General features: G+C 65.8%; 19 protein-coding genes, 4 tRNA genes and 2 pseudogenes. 8 read left to right on the forward strand and 17 right to left on the reverse strand.

What is annotated here, in order from left to right; genetic code table 11:
- Positions 1 to 19: 19 nt before the first annotated feature.
- Together secE and BSZ39_RS00820 are read right to left on the reverse strand one after the other, a co-directional pair.
- Complete coding sequence (gene secE / locus BSZ39_RS00815; RefSeq protein WP_073715505.1) at positions 20 to 274, reverse strand: preprotein translocase subunit SecE; 255 nt, start codon at positions 272 to 274, stop codon at positions 20 to 22.
- A 96-nt stretch (positions 275 to 370) separates the two neighbouring features.
- Positions 371 to 446 (reverse strand) — tRNA-Trp (locus BSZ39_RS00820).
- A gap of 191 nt (positions 447 to 637) precedes the next feature.
- On the opposite strand from BSZ39_RS00820, the gene BSZ39_RS00825 reads away from it, so the two are divergent.
- Positions 638 to 1,858, forward strand: coding sequence for a pyridoxal phosphate-dependent aminotransferase (locus tag BSZ39_RS00825; protein WP_073715506.1), 1,221 nt, complete (start codon positions 638 to 640; stop codon positions 1,856 to 1,858).
- Here BSZ39_RS00825 and BSZ39_RS00830 read toward each other — a convergent pair.
- The 3 genes from BSZ39_RS00830 to BSZ39_RS00840 form a co-directional block, all read right to left on the reverse strand.
- On the reverse strand, positions 1,855 to 2,271 hold the full coding sequence (locus BSZ39_RS00830; protein ID WP_073715522.1) for a YccF domain-containing protein: 417 nt from the start codon (positions 2,269 to 2,271) through the stop codon (positions 1,855 to 1,857). The two genes, BSZ39_RS00825 and BSZ39_RS00830, sit on opposite strands and share 4 nt — an antisense overlap.
- Before the next feature lie 72 nt (positions 2,272 to 2,343).
- A complete protein-coding gene (locus BSZ39_RS00835; RefSeq protein ID WP_073715507.1) occupies positions 2,344 to 2,940 on the reverse strand; it encodes a SanA/YdcF family protein in 597 nt (198 codons plus the stop codon).
- A 9-nt stretch (positions 2,941 to 2,949) separates the two neighbouring features.
- The gene (locus BSZ39_RS00840) at positions 2,950 to 4,044 is read right to left on the reverse strand and encodes a phosphotransferase (protein ID WP_073715508.1); all 1,095 of its coding nucleotides are present in this window, start codon (positions 4,042 to 4,044) and stop codon (positions 2,950 to 2,952) included.
- 43 nt (positions 4,045 to 4,087) lie between these two features.
- Here BSZ39_RS00840 and BSZ39_RS00845 point away from each other — a divergent pair, with 43 nt between their 5' ends.
- The 4 genes from BSZ39_RS00845 to BSZ39_RS00860 are packed head-to-tail and all read left to right on the forward strand — an operon-like array spanning position 4,088 to position 7,228.
- Positions 4,088 to 5,110 carry an adenosine deaminase gene (locus tag BSZ39_RS00845; RefSeq protein ID WP_073715523.1) on the forward strand — a complete coding sequence of 341 codons (1,023 nt, stop codon included), beginning with the start codon at positions 4,088 to 4,090 and terminating at the stop codon, positions 5,108 to 5,110.
- Complete coding sequence (locus BSZ39_RS00850; RefSeq protein WP_073715509.1) at positions 5,107 to 5,985, forward strand: alpha/beta fold hydrolase; 879 nt, start codon at positions 5,107 to 5,109, stop codon at positions 5,983 to 5,985. The genes BSZ39_RS00845 and BSZ39_RS00850 overlap by 4 nt, the downstream gene beginning before the upstream one ends.
- Positions 5,985 to 6,746 (forward strand): esterase/lipase family protein, encoded by a 762-nt coding sequence (locus BSZ39_RS00855; protein ID WP_083602818.1) that lies wholly within the window; start codon positions 5,985 to 5,987, stop codon positions 6,744 to 6,746. The genes BSZ39_RS00850 and BSZ39_RS00855 overlap by 1 nt, the downstream gene beginning before the upstream one ends.
- Positions 6,747 to 6,748: 2 nt before the next feature.
- A complete protein-coding gene (locus tag BSZ39_RS00860) occupies positions 6,749 to 7,228 on the forward strand; it encodes an aminoacyl-tRNA deacylase (protein ID WP_073715510.1) in 480 nt (159 codons plus the stop codon).
- Here BSZ39_RS00860 and BSZ39_RS00865 read toward each other — a convergent pair.
- The 8 genes from BSZ39_RS00865 to BSZ39_RS00900 all read right to left on the reverse strand — a co-directional run bounded on the left by BSZ39_RS00865 (position 7,215) and on the right by BSZ39_RS00900 (position 10,285).
- On the reverse strand, positions 7,215 to 8,402 hold the full coding sequence (locus tag BSZ39_RS00865) for a UDP-N-acetylmuramate dehydrogenase (protein WP_073715511.1): 1,188 nt from the start codon (positions 8,400 to 8,402) through the stop codon (positions 7,215 to 7,217). The two genes, BSZ39_RS00860 and BSZ39_RS00865, sit on opposite strands and share 14 nt — an antisense overlap.
- A gap of 13 nt (positions 8,403 to 8,415) precedes the next feature.
- A complete protein-coding gene (locus tag BSZ39_RS00870) occupies positions 8,416 to 8,823 on the reverse strand; it encodes a MaoC/PaaZ C-terminal domain-containing protein (protein WP_073715512.1) in 408 nt (135 codons plus the stop codon).
- A 1-nt stretch (position 8,824) separates the two neighbouring features.
- Positions 8,825 to 9,244, reverse strand: a complete 420-nt coding sequence (locus tag BSZ39_RS00875) for an FAS1-like dehydratase domain-containing protein (protein ID WP_222842820.1) — start codon at positions 9,242 to 9,244, stop codon at positions 8,825 to 8,827.
- A 76-nt stretch (positions 9,245 to 9,320) separates the two neighbouring features.
- Complete coding sequence (gene rpmG / locus BSZ39_RS00880) at positions 9,321 to 9,491, reverse strand: 50S ribosomal protein L33 (RefSeq protein WP_073715514.1); 171 nt, start codon at positions 9,489 to 9,491, stop codon at positions 9,321 to 9,323.
- 49 nt (positions 9,492 to 9,540) lie between these two features.
- Positions 9,541 to 9,617 (reverse strand) — tRNA-Met (locus BSZ39_RS00885).
- A 45-nt stretch (positions 9,618 to 9,662) separates the two neighbouring features.
- Positions 9,663 to 9,735 (reverse strand) — tRNA-Thr (locus BSZ39_RS00890).
- A 70-nt stretch (positions 9,736 to 9,805) separates the two neighbouring features.
- Positions 9,806 to 10,066: a DUF6458 family protein gene (locus tag BSZ39_RS00895; RefSeq protein ID WP_143180303.1), complete on the reverse strand. Its 261-nt coding sequence runs from the start codon at positions 10,064 to 10,066 to the stop codon at positions 9,806 to 9,808.
- Positions 10,067 to 10,200: 134 nt separating this feature from the next.
- Positions 10,201 to 10,285: transfer RNA gene (locus BSZ39_RS00900), tRNA-Tyr, on the reverse strand.
- A gap of 157 nt (positions 10,286 to 10,442) precedes the next feature.
- On the opposite strand from BSZ39_RS00900, the gene BSZ39_RS00905 reads away from it, so the two are divergent.
- The gene (locus tag BSZ39_RS00905) at positions 10,443 to 10,937 is read left to right on the forward strand and encodes a YajQ family cyclic di-GMP-binding protein (protein ID WP_073715515.1); all 495 of its coding nucleotides are present in this window, start codon (positions 10,443 to 10,445) and stop codon (positions 10,935 to 10,937) included.
- 4 nt (positions 10,938 to 10,941) lie between these two features.
- Here the strand turns inward: BSZ39_RS00905 and htpX are convergent, their stop codons facing one another.
- The 3 genes from htpX to BSZ39_RS00920 form a co-directional block, all read right to left on the reverse strand.
- A complete protein-coding gene (htpX, locus tag BSZ39_RS00910) occupies positions 10,942 to 11,805 on the reverse strand; it encodes a zinc metalloprotease HtpX (protein WP_073715516.1) in 864 nt (287 codons plus the stop codon).
- A gap of 47 nt (positions 11,806 to 11,852) precedes the next feature.
- Positions 11,853 to 13,262: an FAD-dependent oxidoreductase gene (locus tag BSZ39_RS00915; protein ID WP_073715517.1), complete on the reverse strand. Its 1,410-nt coding sequence runs from the start codon at positions 13,260 to 13,262 to the stop codon at positions 11,853 to 11,855.
- 83 nt (positions 13,263 to 13,345) lie between these two features.
- Positions 13,346 to 14,221 (reverse strand): prephenate dehydratase, encoded by an 876-nt coding sequence (locus tag BSZ39_RS00920; RefSeq protein WP_073715518.1) that lies wholly within the window; start codon positions 14,219 to 14,221, stop codon positions 13,346 to 13,348.
- A gap of 62 nt (positions 14,222 to 14,283) precedes the next feature.
- Between BSZ39_RS00920 and BSZ39_RS14935 the strand changes: the two are divergent.
- A pseudogene (locus BSZ39_RS14935) lies at positions 14,284 to 14,457 on the forward strand (LysR family transcriptional regulator); the annotation flags it as partial.
- Between the two features lie 15 nt (positions 14,458 to 14,472).
- On the opposite strand, the gene BSZ39_RS14435 reads toward BSZ39_RS14935, so the two are convergent.
- Entirely contained in the window at positions 14,473 to 14,631 is a 159-nt protein-coding gene (locus BSZ39_RS14435; RefSeq protein ID WP_245792391.1) for a hypothetical protein, read from the reverse strand.
- On the opposite strand from BSZ39_RS14435, the pseudogene BSZ39_RS14440 reads away from it, so the two are divergent.
- Positions 14,560 to 15,164, forward strand: a pseudogene (locus BSZ39_RS14440) (LysR family transcriptional regulator substrate-binding protein). The gene BSZ39_RS14435 and the pseudogene BSZ39_RS14440 sit on opposite strands and share 72 nt — an antisense overlap.
- Positions 15,165 to 15,266: the final 102 nt, after the last annotated feature.

Here is a 15,266-nt window from a genome sequence, read left to right on the forward strand (position 1 = left end):
GTTACCTGCCTTTACTGACCTAGCGGCCGTAGATAAAGAGGACGAGCTTGCCAAAGACGAAGTCGAGGACGCCGACGTAGGCCATCACGGCAAGGACGAAGATGAGGACGACGGTGAAGAACGTCCACAGCTCTGTCTTGGTCGGGCGAACCGTCTTGCGGAGTTCGGCCACCACCTGGCGGTAGAACAGGGCAATGCGCGCGAATAGACCGCGCTTTTCGCGGTTCGCCGCGGGACGGGACTTACCGGCGCCGGTTTCGGCGGATTGGCTCACGCTGGCTCCTCGTTGTCTCGGCAAAGGTTCAGGCCCTCGCGGCCGGGTGGGCGAGGACCTGGAATATGTCACGCTGCGCCGAACCGCGAGCTGGTCTGGCAGGGCAGGAGGGACTCGAACCCACAACCGCCGGTTTTGGAGACCGGTGCGCTACCAATTGCGCCACTGCCCTATTCCGCTACAGCTGTAGCGGGCACTCGCACGAGTCTACCGCAGTTTTTTACCGCTGCCGTATCGTGTTCGTCACGTGCGCCGGTCCATCATATGGGCTAGCCGCGTCTCGCGTCTAATTTCTTTGCCCGACGAGGGTCCGGATGGTGAAAGACGCTAGGCGCATGCGACGAGATTCGCAACAATGGCGAGGTGAAGAGCGAAGAAACTGCATCTGCCGGCCGTCTGTCCGCCCGCCTTGCCGCCATCACCCCGTCGGCGACTCTCGCCGTCGATGCGAAGGCCAAGGCCCTGAAGGCTGCCGGTCGCCCCGTTATCGGTTTCGGTGCCGGCGAACCGGATTTCCCGACGCCCGCCGCGATCGTTGACGCCGCCGTGGCTGCGTGCCAGGACCCCGCGAATCACCGCTACACGCCGGCCGCGGGCCTTCCGACACTGAAGCAGGCGATCGCCGATAAGACAAAGCGTGATTCGGGCTATGAGATCGACCCGGCCACGGTCCTCGTCACCAACGGCGGCAAGCAGGCGGTATTCCAGGCCTTCGCCGCGATCGTCAACGAGGGCGACGAAGTGCTGCTGCCCGCCCCGTACTGGACGACCTACCCGGAGGCGATCGCTCTCGCCGGCGGGACGGCCGTGCCCGTCGTCGCCGGGGCCGACACCAACTACAAGGTGAGCGTCGCCCAACTCGAGGCGGCCCGCACCGAGCGCACCAAGGCGCTGCTGTTCTGCTCTCCGTCTAACCCGACGGGCTCGGTCTACACACCCGAGGAGACCGAAGAAATCGGGCGCTGGGCGCTCGAGCACGGCGTGTGGGTCATCACCGACGAAATCTACGAGCACCTGGTCTACGACGACGCGGTCTTCTCCCCCATCGTCAAGCTCGTGCCGGAGCTCGCCGATACGACGATCGTGCTCAACGGCGTCGCAAAAACCTACGCGATGACCGGCTGGCGCGTCGGCTGGATGGTCGGCCCCGCCGATGTCATTAAGGCAGCCACCTCGTTCCAGTCGCACCTCACCTCGAACGTGTGCAACGTCGCGCAGCGCGCAGCGATCGCGGCCCTGACCGGCTCGCTCGATGAGGTGGCGCGGATGCGCGAGGCATTCGATCGTCGCCGCAAGACGATGGTCGAGATGCTCTCGGCGATCGACGGTTTCAGCGTCCCGACGCCGACCGGCGCGTTTTATGCCTACCCCACTGTCCACGGCGTGCTCGGCCGCACGATCGGCGACGTCAAGGTCGAATCCTCTGCCGATCTGGCCGGCGTCATCCTGGATCAGGCCGAGGTTGCGGTCGTTCCCGGCGAAGCCTTCGGCACGCCCGGATACCTGCGCCTGTCCTACGCGCTCGGCGATGAGGATCTCGTCGCAGGTATCGAGCGGATCCAAAAACTTTTGGCTGACTCCTAGAGCCGAACCGCGTTGAGCTGGGTGTAGCCCTGCGGCATCGCGGAGACGGGCACGACGATCTTGCCGAACGGGAAGCACGTCACCGGGATCATCTTGACGTTCGCGATCGCGAGCGGGATCCCGATGATCGTGACCGCCTGCGCCGCGGCCGTCATGATGTGACCGATCGCGAGCCAGATGCCGGCGATAAAGAACCAGATGACGTTACCGATCGCCGACATCGAGCCCGCATGCGGGTCTGCGACGACGGTGCGACCGAACGGCCACAGGGCGTAGCCCGCCATCCGGAAGGACGCGATGCCGGCGGGGATCGTCACGATGAAAATGCAGGCGATGATCCCGAACAGTAGGTAGCCCAGGGCAAGCCACAGGCCACCGAAGATGAGCCAAATGATGTTGAGTATCGCGCGCATGCGTCCCCCGTGTTGATCCGAGATGAGGCGGCCTTCGCCGTCCACTTATATCAACACCGAGGGCCCGGGGGGCTATTCCACGTGGGCGGCAATCGCTTCGAAGGCAGCCTTATACGTAGCGGGGATTTCGCGCAGAACGCCGCTAGTCCACGTGCTCGAATGCTGTCGGCCGCGCTGGTCAGCAAATCCGTAGCCGTCCACGCCGATCGATCGGCACAGCGCGATCACGCGCGGCAGGTGGTAGCCCTGCGAGACGAATGCGACCTTGCGTCCGGGATAGTTCTCGGCGACGTAGCGGCACGTCGCCATCGAGTCGAGGCCATGCGGGTCTTCCGCAATATCGTCCAGCGCGACGCCATTTTCATGCAGATACTTCTTCATTACGGTCGTCTCCGACCAGTTCGGGTCGCGACCATCACCCGAGACGACGATCGGGGTGCCGTCCCGACGGTGCTCCAGGGCCTCGTCCAGGCGGTAGCGCAGATACGGCGAGGGGGTGTCTTTGCCCCAGATCGCGGCACCTAAGACGACAAGTACGTCGGCCTCGTGAGCGGCGGGCACGTCGATGCGCGACGCGGCGGCCCCAAATCGCCAGGCCTGCGGCGCCGCGAGTGCCACGAGGACGACCGCGCTCGAGATGGTCAACCAGCGGCGAGTGTGCTTTGCCATGATTTCCCCCTAAATCTCCGCGGCGGCCAGCCAGCCGCGAGCGATCCCGAGCCGCAGATCAGCGATATCGCGCTTCTCCCAGGCCGGGCGCTGTGCGAGGCGCATGGCGCCGGGCACGAGCGTAACCAACACGCCAGCGGTGCGGACCGCGAGCCGGGCAGCATCATGATCCTCGCACGCGGCACGAAACAGGTCCGTGACGCGCCGCCGGTAGAGCACATCGTCACGATACCACCGAACGGCCGACAGGTGTCCGAGCAGGCATGCCACGTCGTCGATCCGCCAGCCCGGCCCGAGCGTATCGATGTCGAGCAGCCCCGTGATGTGCCGGCCATCGGTGAGGACATTGCATTCGTAGAAGTCGCCGTGGGTGGGCACGAGATCGCCCGGCGCGCCCGCCGCAATCTCCGCGGCGACGACCCGTGCGACGACGTCGATTCGCGGGTCTGGGAAGAGCGCGCGGGCCAGATCGGCGTGCCGCTCGATCCGCTCGCACCACGATGGCCTCGCGGGCAGTTCAAGCGCCGCGGCGGGCAGCGCGTCGAGCAAACCGCGCACCTGCCGGTAGGTCTCCGCTCCCCCACATTCGTTCAGCATGCTGGTGAGCGGCCGACCCCGCACGCGAGACGTGATGAGGTAGCCGCGGTGCCGCTGCACAACCTGAGCGGCGGGCAGGCCCGCATCACGCAGCAGGTCATGGGCATGCGCGAGACGTGCAATGCGTGCGGGCGAGCTCACCTTTGCAAAGCCCACGCCCGGCAGTGAGAGGACCGCACGCCGGGTGGGCCGGTAGGCGAGCAACTGCGCGCCCGGGTGACGCGCAAGGTGAGCCAGCTCGGGAAGGAAGGGGTCATCGGGGTATGCGAAGACAGTCAGCTCCCCTCCGGTCCTTTCCTCGGGAGTGCGAGCCGACGTCAGGACGAAGATGCGTTCCTCCCCCGCGACGGTGGCGTCAAAGACAGCGACGGGATACGGCAGATAGAACATCGAGCGCCGCCGCATCGTCTCCAGCGCGCCAGCATCAGCGAGCCAAGCATCGATCACCGCGGCGCGCGCGTGATCGATGTCTAGGAGCTCGGCAGGGGAAGCTAGCTCGCTCGTCATGACTCTAGCCAACCACAGCCGCGCGATCTGTCAGAATGGGGTCGTGCGCGATTTGACGACCCTGCCCAAGGCGCACCTGCATCTGCACTTTACGGGTTCGCTACGGCACGAGAGCCTGCGCAATATCGCCGACGAGATCGGCGTGCGTCTGCCCGATTCCCTCACGGATACTGACGCGCTGCACTTTCCCGCCGACCAGCGCGGCTGGTTCCGTTTCCAGCGGCATTACGACGCGGCCCGCGCGGTCGTCCGCTCCGAGCGGACGATGCGCCGGATCGTACGTCAGGCCGCCGAGGACGATGCGGCCGAGGGCAGCCGTCGCCTTGAGATCCAGGTCGATCCCACATCCTATGCCCCCTTCGTCGGCGGCATCACGCCCGCACTGGAGATCATCCTCGACGAGGCGCGCGAGGCCTCAGAGGCGACGGGGGTCGAGGTCGGCGTTATCGTCGCGGCCTCACGCATCCGCCATCCCCTCGATGCGCGCACCCTCGCGCGACTCGCCGCGCAGTACGCCTCCGATGCGCCCGGCGGTGTCGTCGCCTTCGGGCTGTCGAACGATGAGCGCGCAGGCGATACTTCCGAGTTCGCTTCCGCGTTCCGCCTCGCCCGCCACGCCGGCCTGCCCGGGGTACCGCACGGCGGTGAACTCCTCGGGCCGGACCACATCCGGCAGGTGATCGCGCACCTCAAACCGCGCCGCCTCGGCCACGGCGTGCGCGCCGGAGAAGATCCCGAACTGCTCGACCGGCTCGTCGCCGACGGCATTGCCCTCGAGGTCTGCCCGGCATCTAACGTCTCGCTCGGCGTCTACAACGGGCCATCCCAGGTTCCGCTGCGCCAGCTCATGGCAGCGGGCGCCGATATCGCCCTCGGCGCCGATGACCCCCTGCTGTTCCGCTCCCGGCTCGTCGACCAGTACGAGATCGCGCGCCGCGATCACAAACTGAGCGATGCGGAACTCGCCGACCTTGCCCGCTCCTCGATCCGTGCCTCGCTCGCCTCCGACGCGGCGAAGAAAACATGGTTAGCGGAGGTCGACGACTGGATAAGCTTGGATCCGTGACCCGCCCCCTACGCCGCCAACGTCCGATCAAGCTTCGTCCCGTTTTTCGCCGTAAGGACAACCCGATCGACCGGCTCTCGGCGGAGCTCGTGCGCACGCACGACACGTGGGTACGCATCTTCCGCAAGGCCTATTCGGGACCGGGTTCCACGCCGGGCGACCGGTTCCCGGGTCTGCCCAACACTGGCCCCCAGAAAGAGCACACCCGACCGACGTTCGTCCTCATCCACGGGATGGGTGTCTCCTCGCGTTATTTCGTGAAGCTCTCCGAGGACCTGTCAGGCCTTGGCGAGGTGTTCCTCATCGACATGCCGGGCTTCGCGAACCTGCCCCAGCCGCCCGAACCACTCTCGATCGCGGGCTTCGCAGGTGTCATCCACCAGGTGCTCGTCGCGCACGGCGTTGAAAAACCGATCATCATCGGGCACTCCATGGGCGCCCAGGTCGTCACCGAGCTCATGGCGAAGGCCCCCGACTACGCGCAGGCCGGGGTCCTCATCGGGCCGCCGGTCAACGACGCGGAGCGCAACGTCGCCCTACAGGTACTGCGGTTCGCGCAGTCCTCGGTGCACGAATCACGCCAGCTGCGACTGATCGCGGTACGCGCCTACCTGCAGTGCGGCATCGCATGGTTCCTCGACGTACTCCCCCAGATGATGCGCTACCCGATCGAGCAGCGAATCCCGCTCGTGCAGTGCCCGACGCTGCTCGTGCGCGGCGAATACGACTATATCTGCCCGACGGCATGGCTGGAGTGGCTCGGCGCGGCAAACCCACGTGTCGTCTCGGGCGCGGCGCACAGCGTCATCTACGCTCACGACACCGAGATTTTCGGCCTCATCACCGAGTTTCTCGAAACCGAGGTGTATTCCTAATGCTGCGGCAGATCGCCGACCGACTGCGTCGTGGGGCCACCGTGGCCCGCGATATCGTGAGCGATCTGCGTACCGCGGCGCCGCACTGGCGGGACTGGTCGGCGGACTATCGAGCCTTCACGGCGCTCCGGCTGCGGGCTCCCTTCGACCGGTTCATCGCCCGGCTGGCCGGCAAGGAGCCCCTTGCCCGAGAGCGCCGCCACGACATCATTGTGCTGCCCGGAATTTATGAGACTCCCACCGATCTGCGCGAACTCACGCGGCCGCTGCGCCGCCGCGGCCACACCATCCACCGTGTCCCGCACCTGGCTCGCCAGCTCGCGCCGATGTCGTGGCTGCGCGAGCGCGTCGAGCGCTATCTCGTCGCCAATGATCTCACCAGCGTCATCCTCCTCGCACACTCCAAGGGCGGCCTCGTCGGCAAGCAGGTGATGATGGGCGCTGAAGGGCACCGCATCGCCGGCATGGTGGCGCTCGCGACGCCGTGGCAGGGCTCGCGCTATGCATCGCTGTTCTGGCCGGGTCTGGGCGTGCGCTCCCTGCGGCCCGGCTCCGCGATGATTTCCGCCGCAATGTCGCCGCACGAAAGCGATGCGCGCATCGTCTCGATCCAGCCGAGCTTCGACCCGCACGTTCCGCAGCACGCGCACCTGCCGGGCGCCCACCAGATCGATCTGACGCGGCCCGGCCACTTCGCGATCCTGTCCGACCGCGACGTCATCGCCACCGTCGCGAACGCCGTCGATTTTTTTGGAGCGTGACCATGGCAGCGACGCGAGCTGAACGCATCCTGAGCGAAGCCGGCATCACCGCCCGCGTGCGCACCTACGAGGCGGCGTCCGGCGACCATAATTTCGGCGACGAAGCTGTCGCCCTCACCGGCCTGCCCGCGCCGAAGGTGTTCAAGACGCTCGTCGTCGACGCGGCAGGCGAGCTCATCTTCGCCCTCGTCCCGGTCGCCGCGCGCCTCGACCTGAAGGTCGTCGCGCGGGCCCGTGGGGCGAAGAAGGCGCGGCTCGCCGAGCGCACGGCAGCCGAGCGCGCCACCGGCTACGTCATGGGCGGGATCACGGCGATCGGATCGACGACGGCGCTGCCGTGTTTCATCGACGATAGTGCTCGCACGCAGCCGACGATTATCGTCTCGGCCGGCCAGCGCGGCCGCAATCTCGAGGTCGATCCCGCGGCCCTCGCACGCCTGCTCGACGCGCAGTTCGCGCCGCTTGCGGCTACAGGACGATAGGTTCGGGCACGAGCTCGATCCCGAACGCCTCGCGCACCCCCGCCTGGACGGTGGCGGCGAGTTCGCGGATATCGGCGCCGGTGGCCTCGCCCCGGTTGGTCAGCGCGAGCGCGTGCTTGCCCGACAGCGCAGCGGGCCCCGGCATGCCGTAGCCCTTGTCGAACCCGGCATGGTTGATGAGCCATGCCGCGCTGGTCTTCACGAGCCCGTCGACGACGGGCGGTTCCTGCCCGATGCTGCGCACCTTCGTGGGATCTGTGACGGGATAGCGTGGCGCACCCTCGGGCAGCTCGTCAGCGTGCGCGGCCTCGATGATCGGGTTGGTGAAGAACGACCCCGCCGACCACGTGTCGTGATCGGCTTCGTCCAGCACCATGCCCTTGGACCGGCGCAGCTCGAGCACCGCCTGCCGCACGTCGACGGCGGGCGCGCGATCGTGCAGCTCGACGCCGAGCGTGCGCGCGAGCTCCGCATAGCGCACCGGCTCGGACAGCGTCGCGAGCCGCATCTGGAAGGAGACTTCGAGGACGACGAAGCGTCCCGTCGGGCCCCACGTCCGGCCCCCGCCGGCCTCGGTATCGGTCAGCGATCGCTTCAGCAGCGACGTGCGGTAGCCGAAGCCGAGCTCGGCGAGCGTCAGGAGCCGCCGCTGCTTTTCCAGCCGGTCGAACACGCGCACGGCCGAGATCGTGCCGGAGACCTCCTGGCCGTAGGCGCCGACGTTCTGCACGGGCGCCGCCCCGACGGTGCCGGGGATTCCGGACAGCGCCTCGACGCCCATCCAGCCGTTTTCGATCGTGTGCGCGACGAACGCATCCCACGGTTGGCCCGCGCTCACGCGCACGGCCGCGCCGCCGCAGCCGTCCTCGGCCTCGAGCTCGATCCACTGGCGCGTATCGCGGATGACGACGCCGTCGAACGCCGCATCGGCGGCAACGAGGTTGGAGCCCCCGCCGATGACGAGCAGTTTCTTGCCCCCCTCGTCGGTCGCCGCGACGGCGGCCGCGAGCTCCTCTGCCCCATCGACCTCGTGGTATTCCCCGATCTCGCCACCGATTCGCAGCGTCGTGAGATCGGAAAAACGCACCGGCGCCTGATCGGTAGGCCGCGGCGCCCAGGAGGCGACGGGCTCAACACTGATCGCGGGACCCTTGTCGGGAACGGAGCAACTCATAGCTCCACAATACTCAGGCTTTTTCCACCAGCGCGCGCGCACGCGTGAGCACGCCCTTGCCCTCGCACGTGACTTTGAGATCGACGCGGATCGCCTCGTCGGTGACCTCGCCCGCGACCCCGACGATGTCGAGGGTGGCGACGCCATCGCCGGGCACGACGACCGGCCGCGAGAACCGCGTCGAGACCTCGGTGACGAGATGCGGGTCGTCGGCCCACTGCGCGAGCGCCGTCGCCGCGAGCCCCATCGTCAGCATGCCGTGCGCGAGTACCCCGGGCAGCCCGGCCGCGCTCGCCGCGGCGTCGTTGTAGTGGATGGGATTGTGATCCCCCGACGCACCCGCGTACGCGACGAGCATCGTCCGATCGATCTCGACCGTGGTGGCGAACAGTTCATCGCCGACGGAAATCTCGCTGCTCATGTCACTGCCCCCTCACGGCGAGCGTCGACGTCACAACGCACACCAGATCGTCATCGGCATCGTGGATTCGCGCGGTCGTCGTCACGAGGGTGAGCGGACCGCGATCGACGAGGTTCGTCACCTCAACCGTTGTCGACAGGACATCGCCCGCGACGATCGGACGAATGTGAGTGAAGGACTCATCGGCGTGCACGACGCGGGTGAAGTCGATGCCCGACGCGGGGTCGGAGATATAGGCGGCCTCGGCGGCCTGGGCGGGGACGACGGCGAACGTCGGCGTCGCGACGACGTCGCGGTAACCCTCGCGTTGCGCGACCTCGCGCTCGAAGTAGATCGGGTTGCTCGCGCCCGTCGCCTGCGCAAATTCGCGCAGTTTGACCGCGGCTACCTCGTAGGTGGCTGGACCATAAGTTCGGCCCACGAGGTCAAGACTGACACTCGTGGGCCGTTTGCTTTGGGAAGTCATGCCCCAAGACTAGGGGACGACGCGATAAGTGCTAGCGCGTCTCGCGGTGATTCGTCTTCTTGTTGCAGCGCGGGCAGTACTTCGGGAGCTCGAGTCGATCCGGGGTGTTCCGGCGGTTCTTCTTGGTGATGTAGTTGCGCTCCTTGCAGTCCTCGCATGCAAGCGTGATCTTGGGGCGCACATCCGCGGACTTGCTGGCCACGTTCGTTCCTCACGTTCGTCGGTAACCGCAGGGCGGTTCTTACTAGCTTTGGTAGCGGAGGCGGGGATCGAACCCGCGACCTCACGATTATGAGTCGTGCGCTCTAACCATCTGAGCTACCCCGCCAGGCCGAATGCTTACGCATCCGTGGTCGGTCCTTAACAGAACCAGAGCCCCGAAAGGGAATCGAACCCTTGACCTTCTCCTTACCATGGAGACGCTCTGCCGACTGAGCTATCGGGGCGGCGTAGATGACTTTACACAACAACTCCGGTTAATGGGAAATTGCGGTTCGGTGTCGTGCCACACACTTTTTAGACGTCGCGATGCTCGATCGACTCGTGGGTTCCACCGGCAGCGTCGCGGGTCACGTGACGCTCGGTCGCGCTGCGGCCCGAGCGGGCTCCCATCGCGATTCCGATGAGCACGAGGACGACGCCAGCGGCGAGGCAGATATATCCGATCATCTGGAGGTTGACTCCCGAAAACCGATCGGCGACGGCGAACGCAAGGATCGCGCCGACGACGGCCAGGAATACTCCGAAACCAATAGACGGTCCCCGGTACAGGGGCACTCCTTAAGGTTGCGGCATGAAGGGAGCCCTTAGGGGGTGACCTCATCGTCACACAACCCGCCGCTCCCGCGCGGGGAGGCGGCCACACATAAAAAGAACCAGAGCCGGATTCAACTTCAGACTCTGGTTTTCTTTGGTGGCGGGTGAGGGATTCGAACCCCCGAAGCATTCCGCGGCTGATTTACAGTCAGCTCCCTTTGGCCGCTCGGGCAACCCGCCGTGCACGCAAGTGGTGCGAAAGCCAGATTAGCAGGAGATACGCGAGCAATGCCAAATCGCCCGACGTGAGCCCCGTCGCGCTTTTGCCGATAATGTGGGCTGTTAGCAGGGTCGCGTTCGTGAACGTGACTGAACACACCACAATCTAGGAGCACTCATGGCTGATTCCTCATTCGACGTCGTCAGCAAGGTCGATCGCCAGGAGGTCGACAACGCCCTGAACCAGGCCGCGAAAGAAGTAAGCCAGCGCTATGACTTCAAGAACGTCGGTGCCTCGATCACGTGGTCGGGGGACACGATCGTCATGGTGGCGAACTCCGCGGAGCGCGTCCTTGCGATCCTCGACGTGTTCCAGTCCAAGCTCGTGCGACGCGGCGTCTCCCTGAAGGCCATCGACCTGGGAGACAAGGAACCGAAGGCCTCCGGCAAGGAATACCGCCTCGAGGGCACGCTCAAGGAGGGCCTCAGCCAGGAAAACGCGAAGAAGCTGACGAAGCTGATCCGCGACGAGGGCCCCAAGGGCGTCAAGGCGCAGATCCAGGGCGATGAGCTGCGCGTCAGCTCGAAATCGCGTGACGCCCTCCAGGAGGTCATTGCTCTCCTGAAGGGCGCCGAGATCGATGCGGCGTTGCAGTTCGTCAACTACCGCTAACGGTTTAGTAGCCCGCCATCTTCTCCAGCCGACCGATGCGGTCAGCCATCGGCGGGTGCGTCGCGAACAGGTTCTTCAGTCCCCCGCCGCGGAACGGGTTCGCGATCATGAGATGCGAGACCGACTGCAGGTCCGGGGTGTCCGGTAGCGGACGCGCCGATACCCCGGACTCGAGCTTCTTCAGCGCGCTCGCGAGCGCCAGCGGGTCGCCCGTGAGCTTTGCGCCGTCCTCATCCGCGTCGTATTCGCGGGTGCGGGAGACGGCCAGCTGGATGACGGTCGCGGCGAACGGGGCGAGCAGCGCCATCGCGAGCATCGCGAGCGAGTTGCCGCCCTCGCGGTTACGGCCGCCACCAAAAAACATGAGGAACTGCGCGATCGAGGTGATGACACCACCGATCGCCGCGGCGACCGAGGACGTGAGGATGTCGCGGTTGTACACGTGCATGAGCTCGTGGCCGAGGACGCCACGCAGTTCGCGCTCGTTCAGGATCTGCAAGATCCCCTCGGTGCAGCACACGGCAGCGTTTTGCGGGTTGCGGCCGGTGGCAAACGCGTTCGGCTGGTTCGTCGGCGCGATGTAGAGCCGGGGCATCGGCTGGTTCGCGCGCGCCGAGAGTTCCTCGACGATCGCATAGAGCCGCGGCGCCTGTTCCCGACTGACGGGATAGGCGTTCATCGAACGGACCGCGATCTTGTCGGAGTTCCAGTAGGAAATGAACGTCATGACGAGGCCGCCGAGGGCGAAGACCCACAGCAGCCAGGGCGTGTTCATTCCGCGGGACACGAGGGCGCCAAGCGCCATGAGTAGTGCCCACATGCCGCCCAGCAGGAGGGCGGTCTTCAAACCGTTGTAATGCCTGTGCATATTCAGGTCAACGATTCCGAAAGCGGGAGTATTCCCCGCCGTTATCGCTAATAGAGCCGGCCATCGTGGTCTTCGCCACGCGCGATGGCCGTCATGGTTTCCCGCTCGACGACCTTGACGCGCTCGCGGGTCTTGCCGCTGCCGAGTTCGCCGTAGGTTTCGCCGAGTTCACGCTCATAGGCGTCGAGCAGTTCCCAGCCCTGCCACGTCGTGTAGCGCACGCCGCGCGCGTCGAGGTCAGCCATCATCGCCTCGTGGCCGATCGCATCCGAGGTGGCGTGCAGCTTGCCGGCCTCCGCATCCTCGACGAGGTGGCCGATGGTCTGCTGGGCGTCGGACTTCGTCGAACCAATGAGGCCGACGGGCCCGCGCTTGATCCAGCCCGTCGCGTAAATGCCGGGCATGACCTCGCCGTCCTCGCCGAGGACGCGGCCTTCGTCGTTCGGGATGACGCCACGGGCGGAATCGAAGGGCAGGCCGGGGACCTCGCAGCCGTAGTAGCCGACGGCGCGGTAGACGGCCTGCACGGGAGTGTCGATGAATTCGCCGGTGCCGCGCACGGTGCCGTCGCCGACGAGCTCGGTGCGCTCGGTGCGGATCGCCTCGACCTTGTCGGTCCCGATGAGCTCGACCGGGCGGTGGAAGAAGTGCAGGTGGATGCGGCGCGAGGCCGTGCACTCCGCCGGGTCCTTCAGCGTCCAGTCGACGAGGGTTTTGACGACCTGCTTCGTCTGGTTCGACGTGCGGATCGCTTCCTCGCTGCCTTCGTCGAAGTCGAAATCCTCTTCGTAGACGATGACGTCGACGTCGGGCACCTTGCCGAGTTCGCGCAGTTCGAGCGGCGAGAACTTCACCTGGGCGGGGCCGCGACGGCCGAAGACGTGCACGTCGGTGACGGGCGAAGCCTTCAGGCCCTCGACGACGTTTTCGGGGATCTCCGTCGGCATGAGGTCCTCGACGTGCTTGGCGAGAATGCGGGCGACGTCGAGTGCGACGTTGCCATTGCCGATGACGGCGACCTGTTCGGCCTCAAGCGGCCACGTGCGCGGATAGTCCGGGTGGCCGTCGTACCAGAACACGAACTTCGAGGCGCCGTAGGAGCCGTCGAGGTCAATGCCCGGGATGGGCAGCGGCGCGTCGTCATCGGAGCCCGTCGAGAAGATGACGGCGTCGTAGTGCGCGCGCAGGTCTTCGACCGTGACGTCCTTGCCGACCTCGACGTTACCGATGAGGCGGATGTCGCCGCGCTGCAGGATCTTGTACAGGGCGACGATGATCTGCTTGATCCGCGGATGGTCGGGGGCGACGCCGTAGCGCACCAGGCCGTAGGGCGCCGGGAGCTTTTCGAACAGGTCGATCGAGACATCGAGGCCTGATTTCGCGAGGATATCGGAGGCGTAAATGCCGGCAGGTCCGGCTCCCACAACGGCGACAGACAGCGGCTTGGTGCTACTCACGGGTGGTGCATCCTTGGGTCGGAAATGAAGATCAGCTACCCGGTAGTGTATCGAGCAATGACCGCCGCTTCACGCCCGTCATTTCATGCGCGCTCGCGATGTCTTTCACACGAGGGCTCATCGAGGTTCCCGCGGTAGGGGTGGGCCGGGTAGCAGCCGAGGATCTTCAGGTCGGTGACAAAGAATTCGAGCTCCTCGAGCGCGAGCTGGACGCTCGTGTCCTCGACGTGCCCGTCGATGTCGATATAGAACTGCGACGCGAAGAACGTCCCTCCCAGCTGGTAGCTCTCGAGTTTCGTGATGTTGACCGAGTTCGTCGCGAATCCGCCGAGGCACTTATATAGCGCGGCGGGCACGTTGCGGACGCGAAACAGCAGCGTCGTGATCGCGGGTTTCGTATCCGTGATCGTCGATTTGGGTGACAGCAGCACGAAGCGGGTCGCGTTTTGGGCCGAATCCTCGACGTGGGAGCGCAGCACTTTCAGGCCGAAACGCTCGGCCGTCCCCACCGGGGCGAGCGCGGCGATGCTCGGGTCTTTCAGCAGTGCGACCTCGCGGGCGGCGCCCGCCGTATCCGCGCTAACGTGACGACGCCATTCGCGCTCGCGCATCAGCTGGGAGCACTGGCCGAAGGCATGCACGTGGCTGCGCACGGTCTGAATCGTCTCGAACGTCGCCTCCGGGATCGCGACGAGGTCAAAGTGGATAGGCAGGAAATGCTCGCCAATGATGTGAAGGTCCGAGCCGGGTAGCAGCAGGTGCGGATCCGCGACGCGTCCCGCCGAGGAGTTCTCGACCGGGATCAACGCGAGATCAGCCTGGCCATCGTGGATCGCGTCGAACGCCGCGGTAAACGATTCGCAGGGCACCACCTGTGCGCCCGGCAGCATCTGCTGCACGGCCCGATCCGAATTTGACCCGATCTCGCCTTGTACCGCGACTCGAACTGTGGACTCCATAGGGCCACCCTAGCTTTTTCGCTCTCCTTTACCCGCTCCGTCCCGCAACGTAGTCTGCAAGAGTGGATTTCCGCCAGCTGAAGTATTTTGTTGCCGTCGCCGACGCCGGCAGCATGTCGGGGGCGGCGCGCACACTCTTCGTGACACAACCGACGCTGACCGTCGCGATCCAAAAGCTTGAAAAGTCGCTCGGCGTCCAACTCCTGGACCGCTCCACCACTCCCCTGTCGCTCACGCCCGCCGGCCAGCTCCTATACGACAAGGGCAGCCCCATCCTCGAGCGGATCGACGAGGTCGCCCATCAGGTGCGGGCCCTCGGTGCGCCCGATAAGAGCCGCATTCGCGTCGGCCTCACCGTTTTGTTCTCGATGCAGTTCATGCCCCAGATCACCCGGTTCATGGCGAGCCACCCCGACGTCGAAGTCTCGCTCGTGCAGTCCGGATCGCGCGCGATGCAGCGTGAGATCGCGAGCGGCCAGCTGGACATAGGCGTGGTCTCATTCCCCTGCTACGAGCCCGATCTGGAGATTCAGCCCCTGTCCGGCGATTACGGCACCTATACCGTCGCCGCCGTCATGTGCGAGGACCACCCCTTGGCCACACGTCATGCCGTGACCTATTCCGACCTTGCCGGCCAAAGTTTTCGTCGCTATCCGATAACTACGTGCTCGGCGAGATGCTCGAAGAACGCTGCCAGCAGGCCGGGTTCTCCCCCGACGTCGTCTTCACGAACGACTCGTGGAACGTGCTGCTCACCAGCGTGCTCGACCTCGACACGCTCTGCCTGCTGCCGATGCAGCTCGCCGACCTCACCGCCATCCGCGGGCTCGCGTGGGTGCCGCTGGAGGACCGCATCTCCCGCCTGCCGATCGGCATCGCGATGATTAAGGGAAGGCCGCGACCACCCGCTCTCGCGGAATTGATCGCGGCCTTACGGTCCTAGCGGCGGGCTAGATGTAGTTCCCCGTGAGGTTGTGAACGCGTTCTGATGGAGTAAGACCACCGATCCCGGTATGGGGTCTGTGATGATTGTAGTGATGAAGCC

This window comes from Bowdeniella nasicola (assembly GCF_001907295.1).
GTDB classification, from domain to species: domain Bacteria; phylum Actinomycetota; class Actinomycetes; order Actinomycetales; family Actinomycetaceae; genus Bowdeniella; species Bowdeniella nasicola.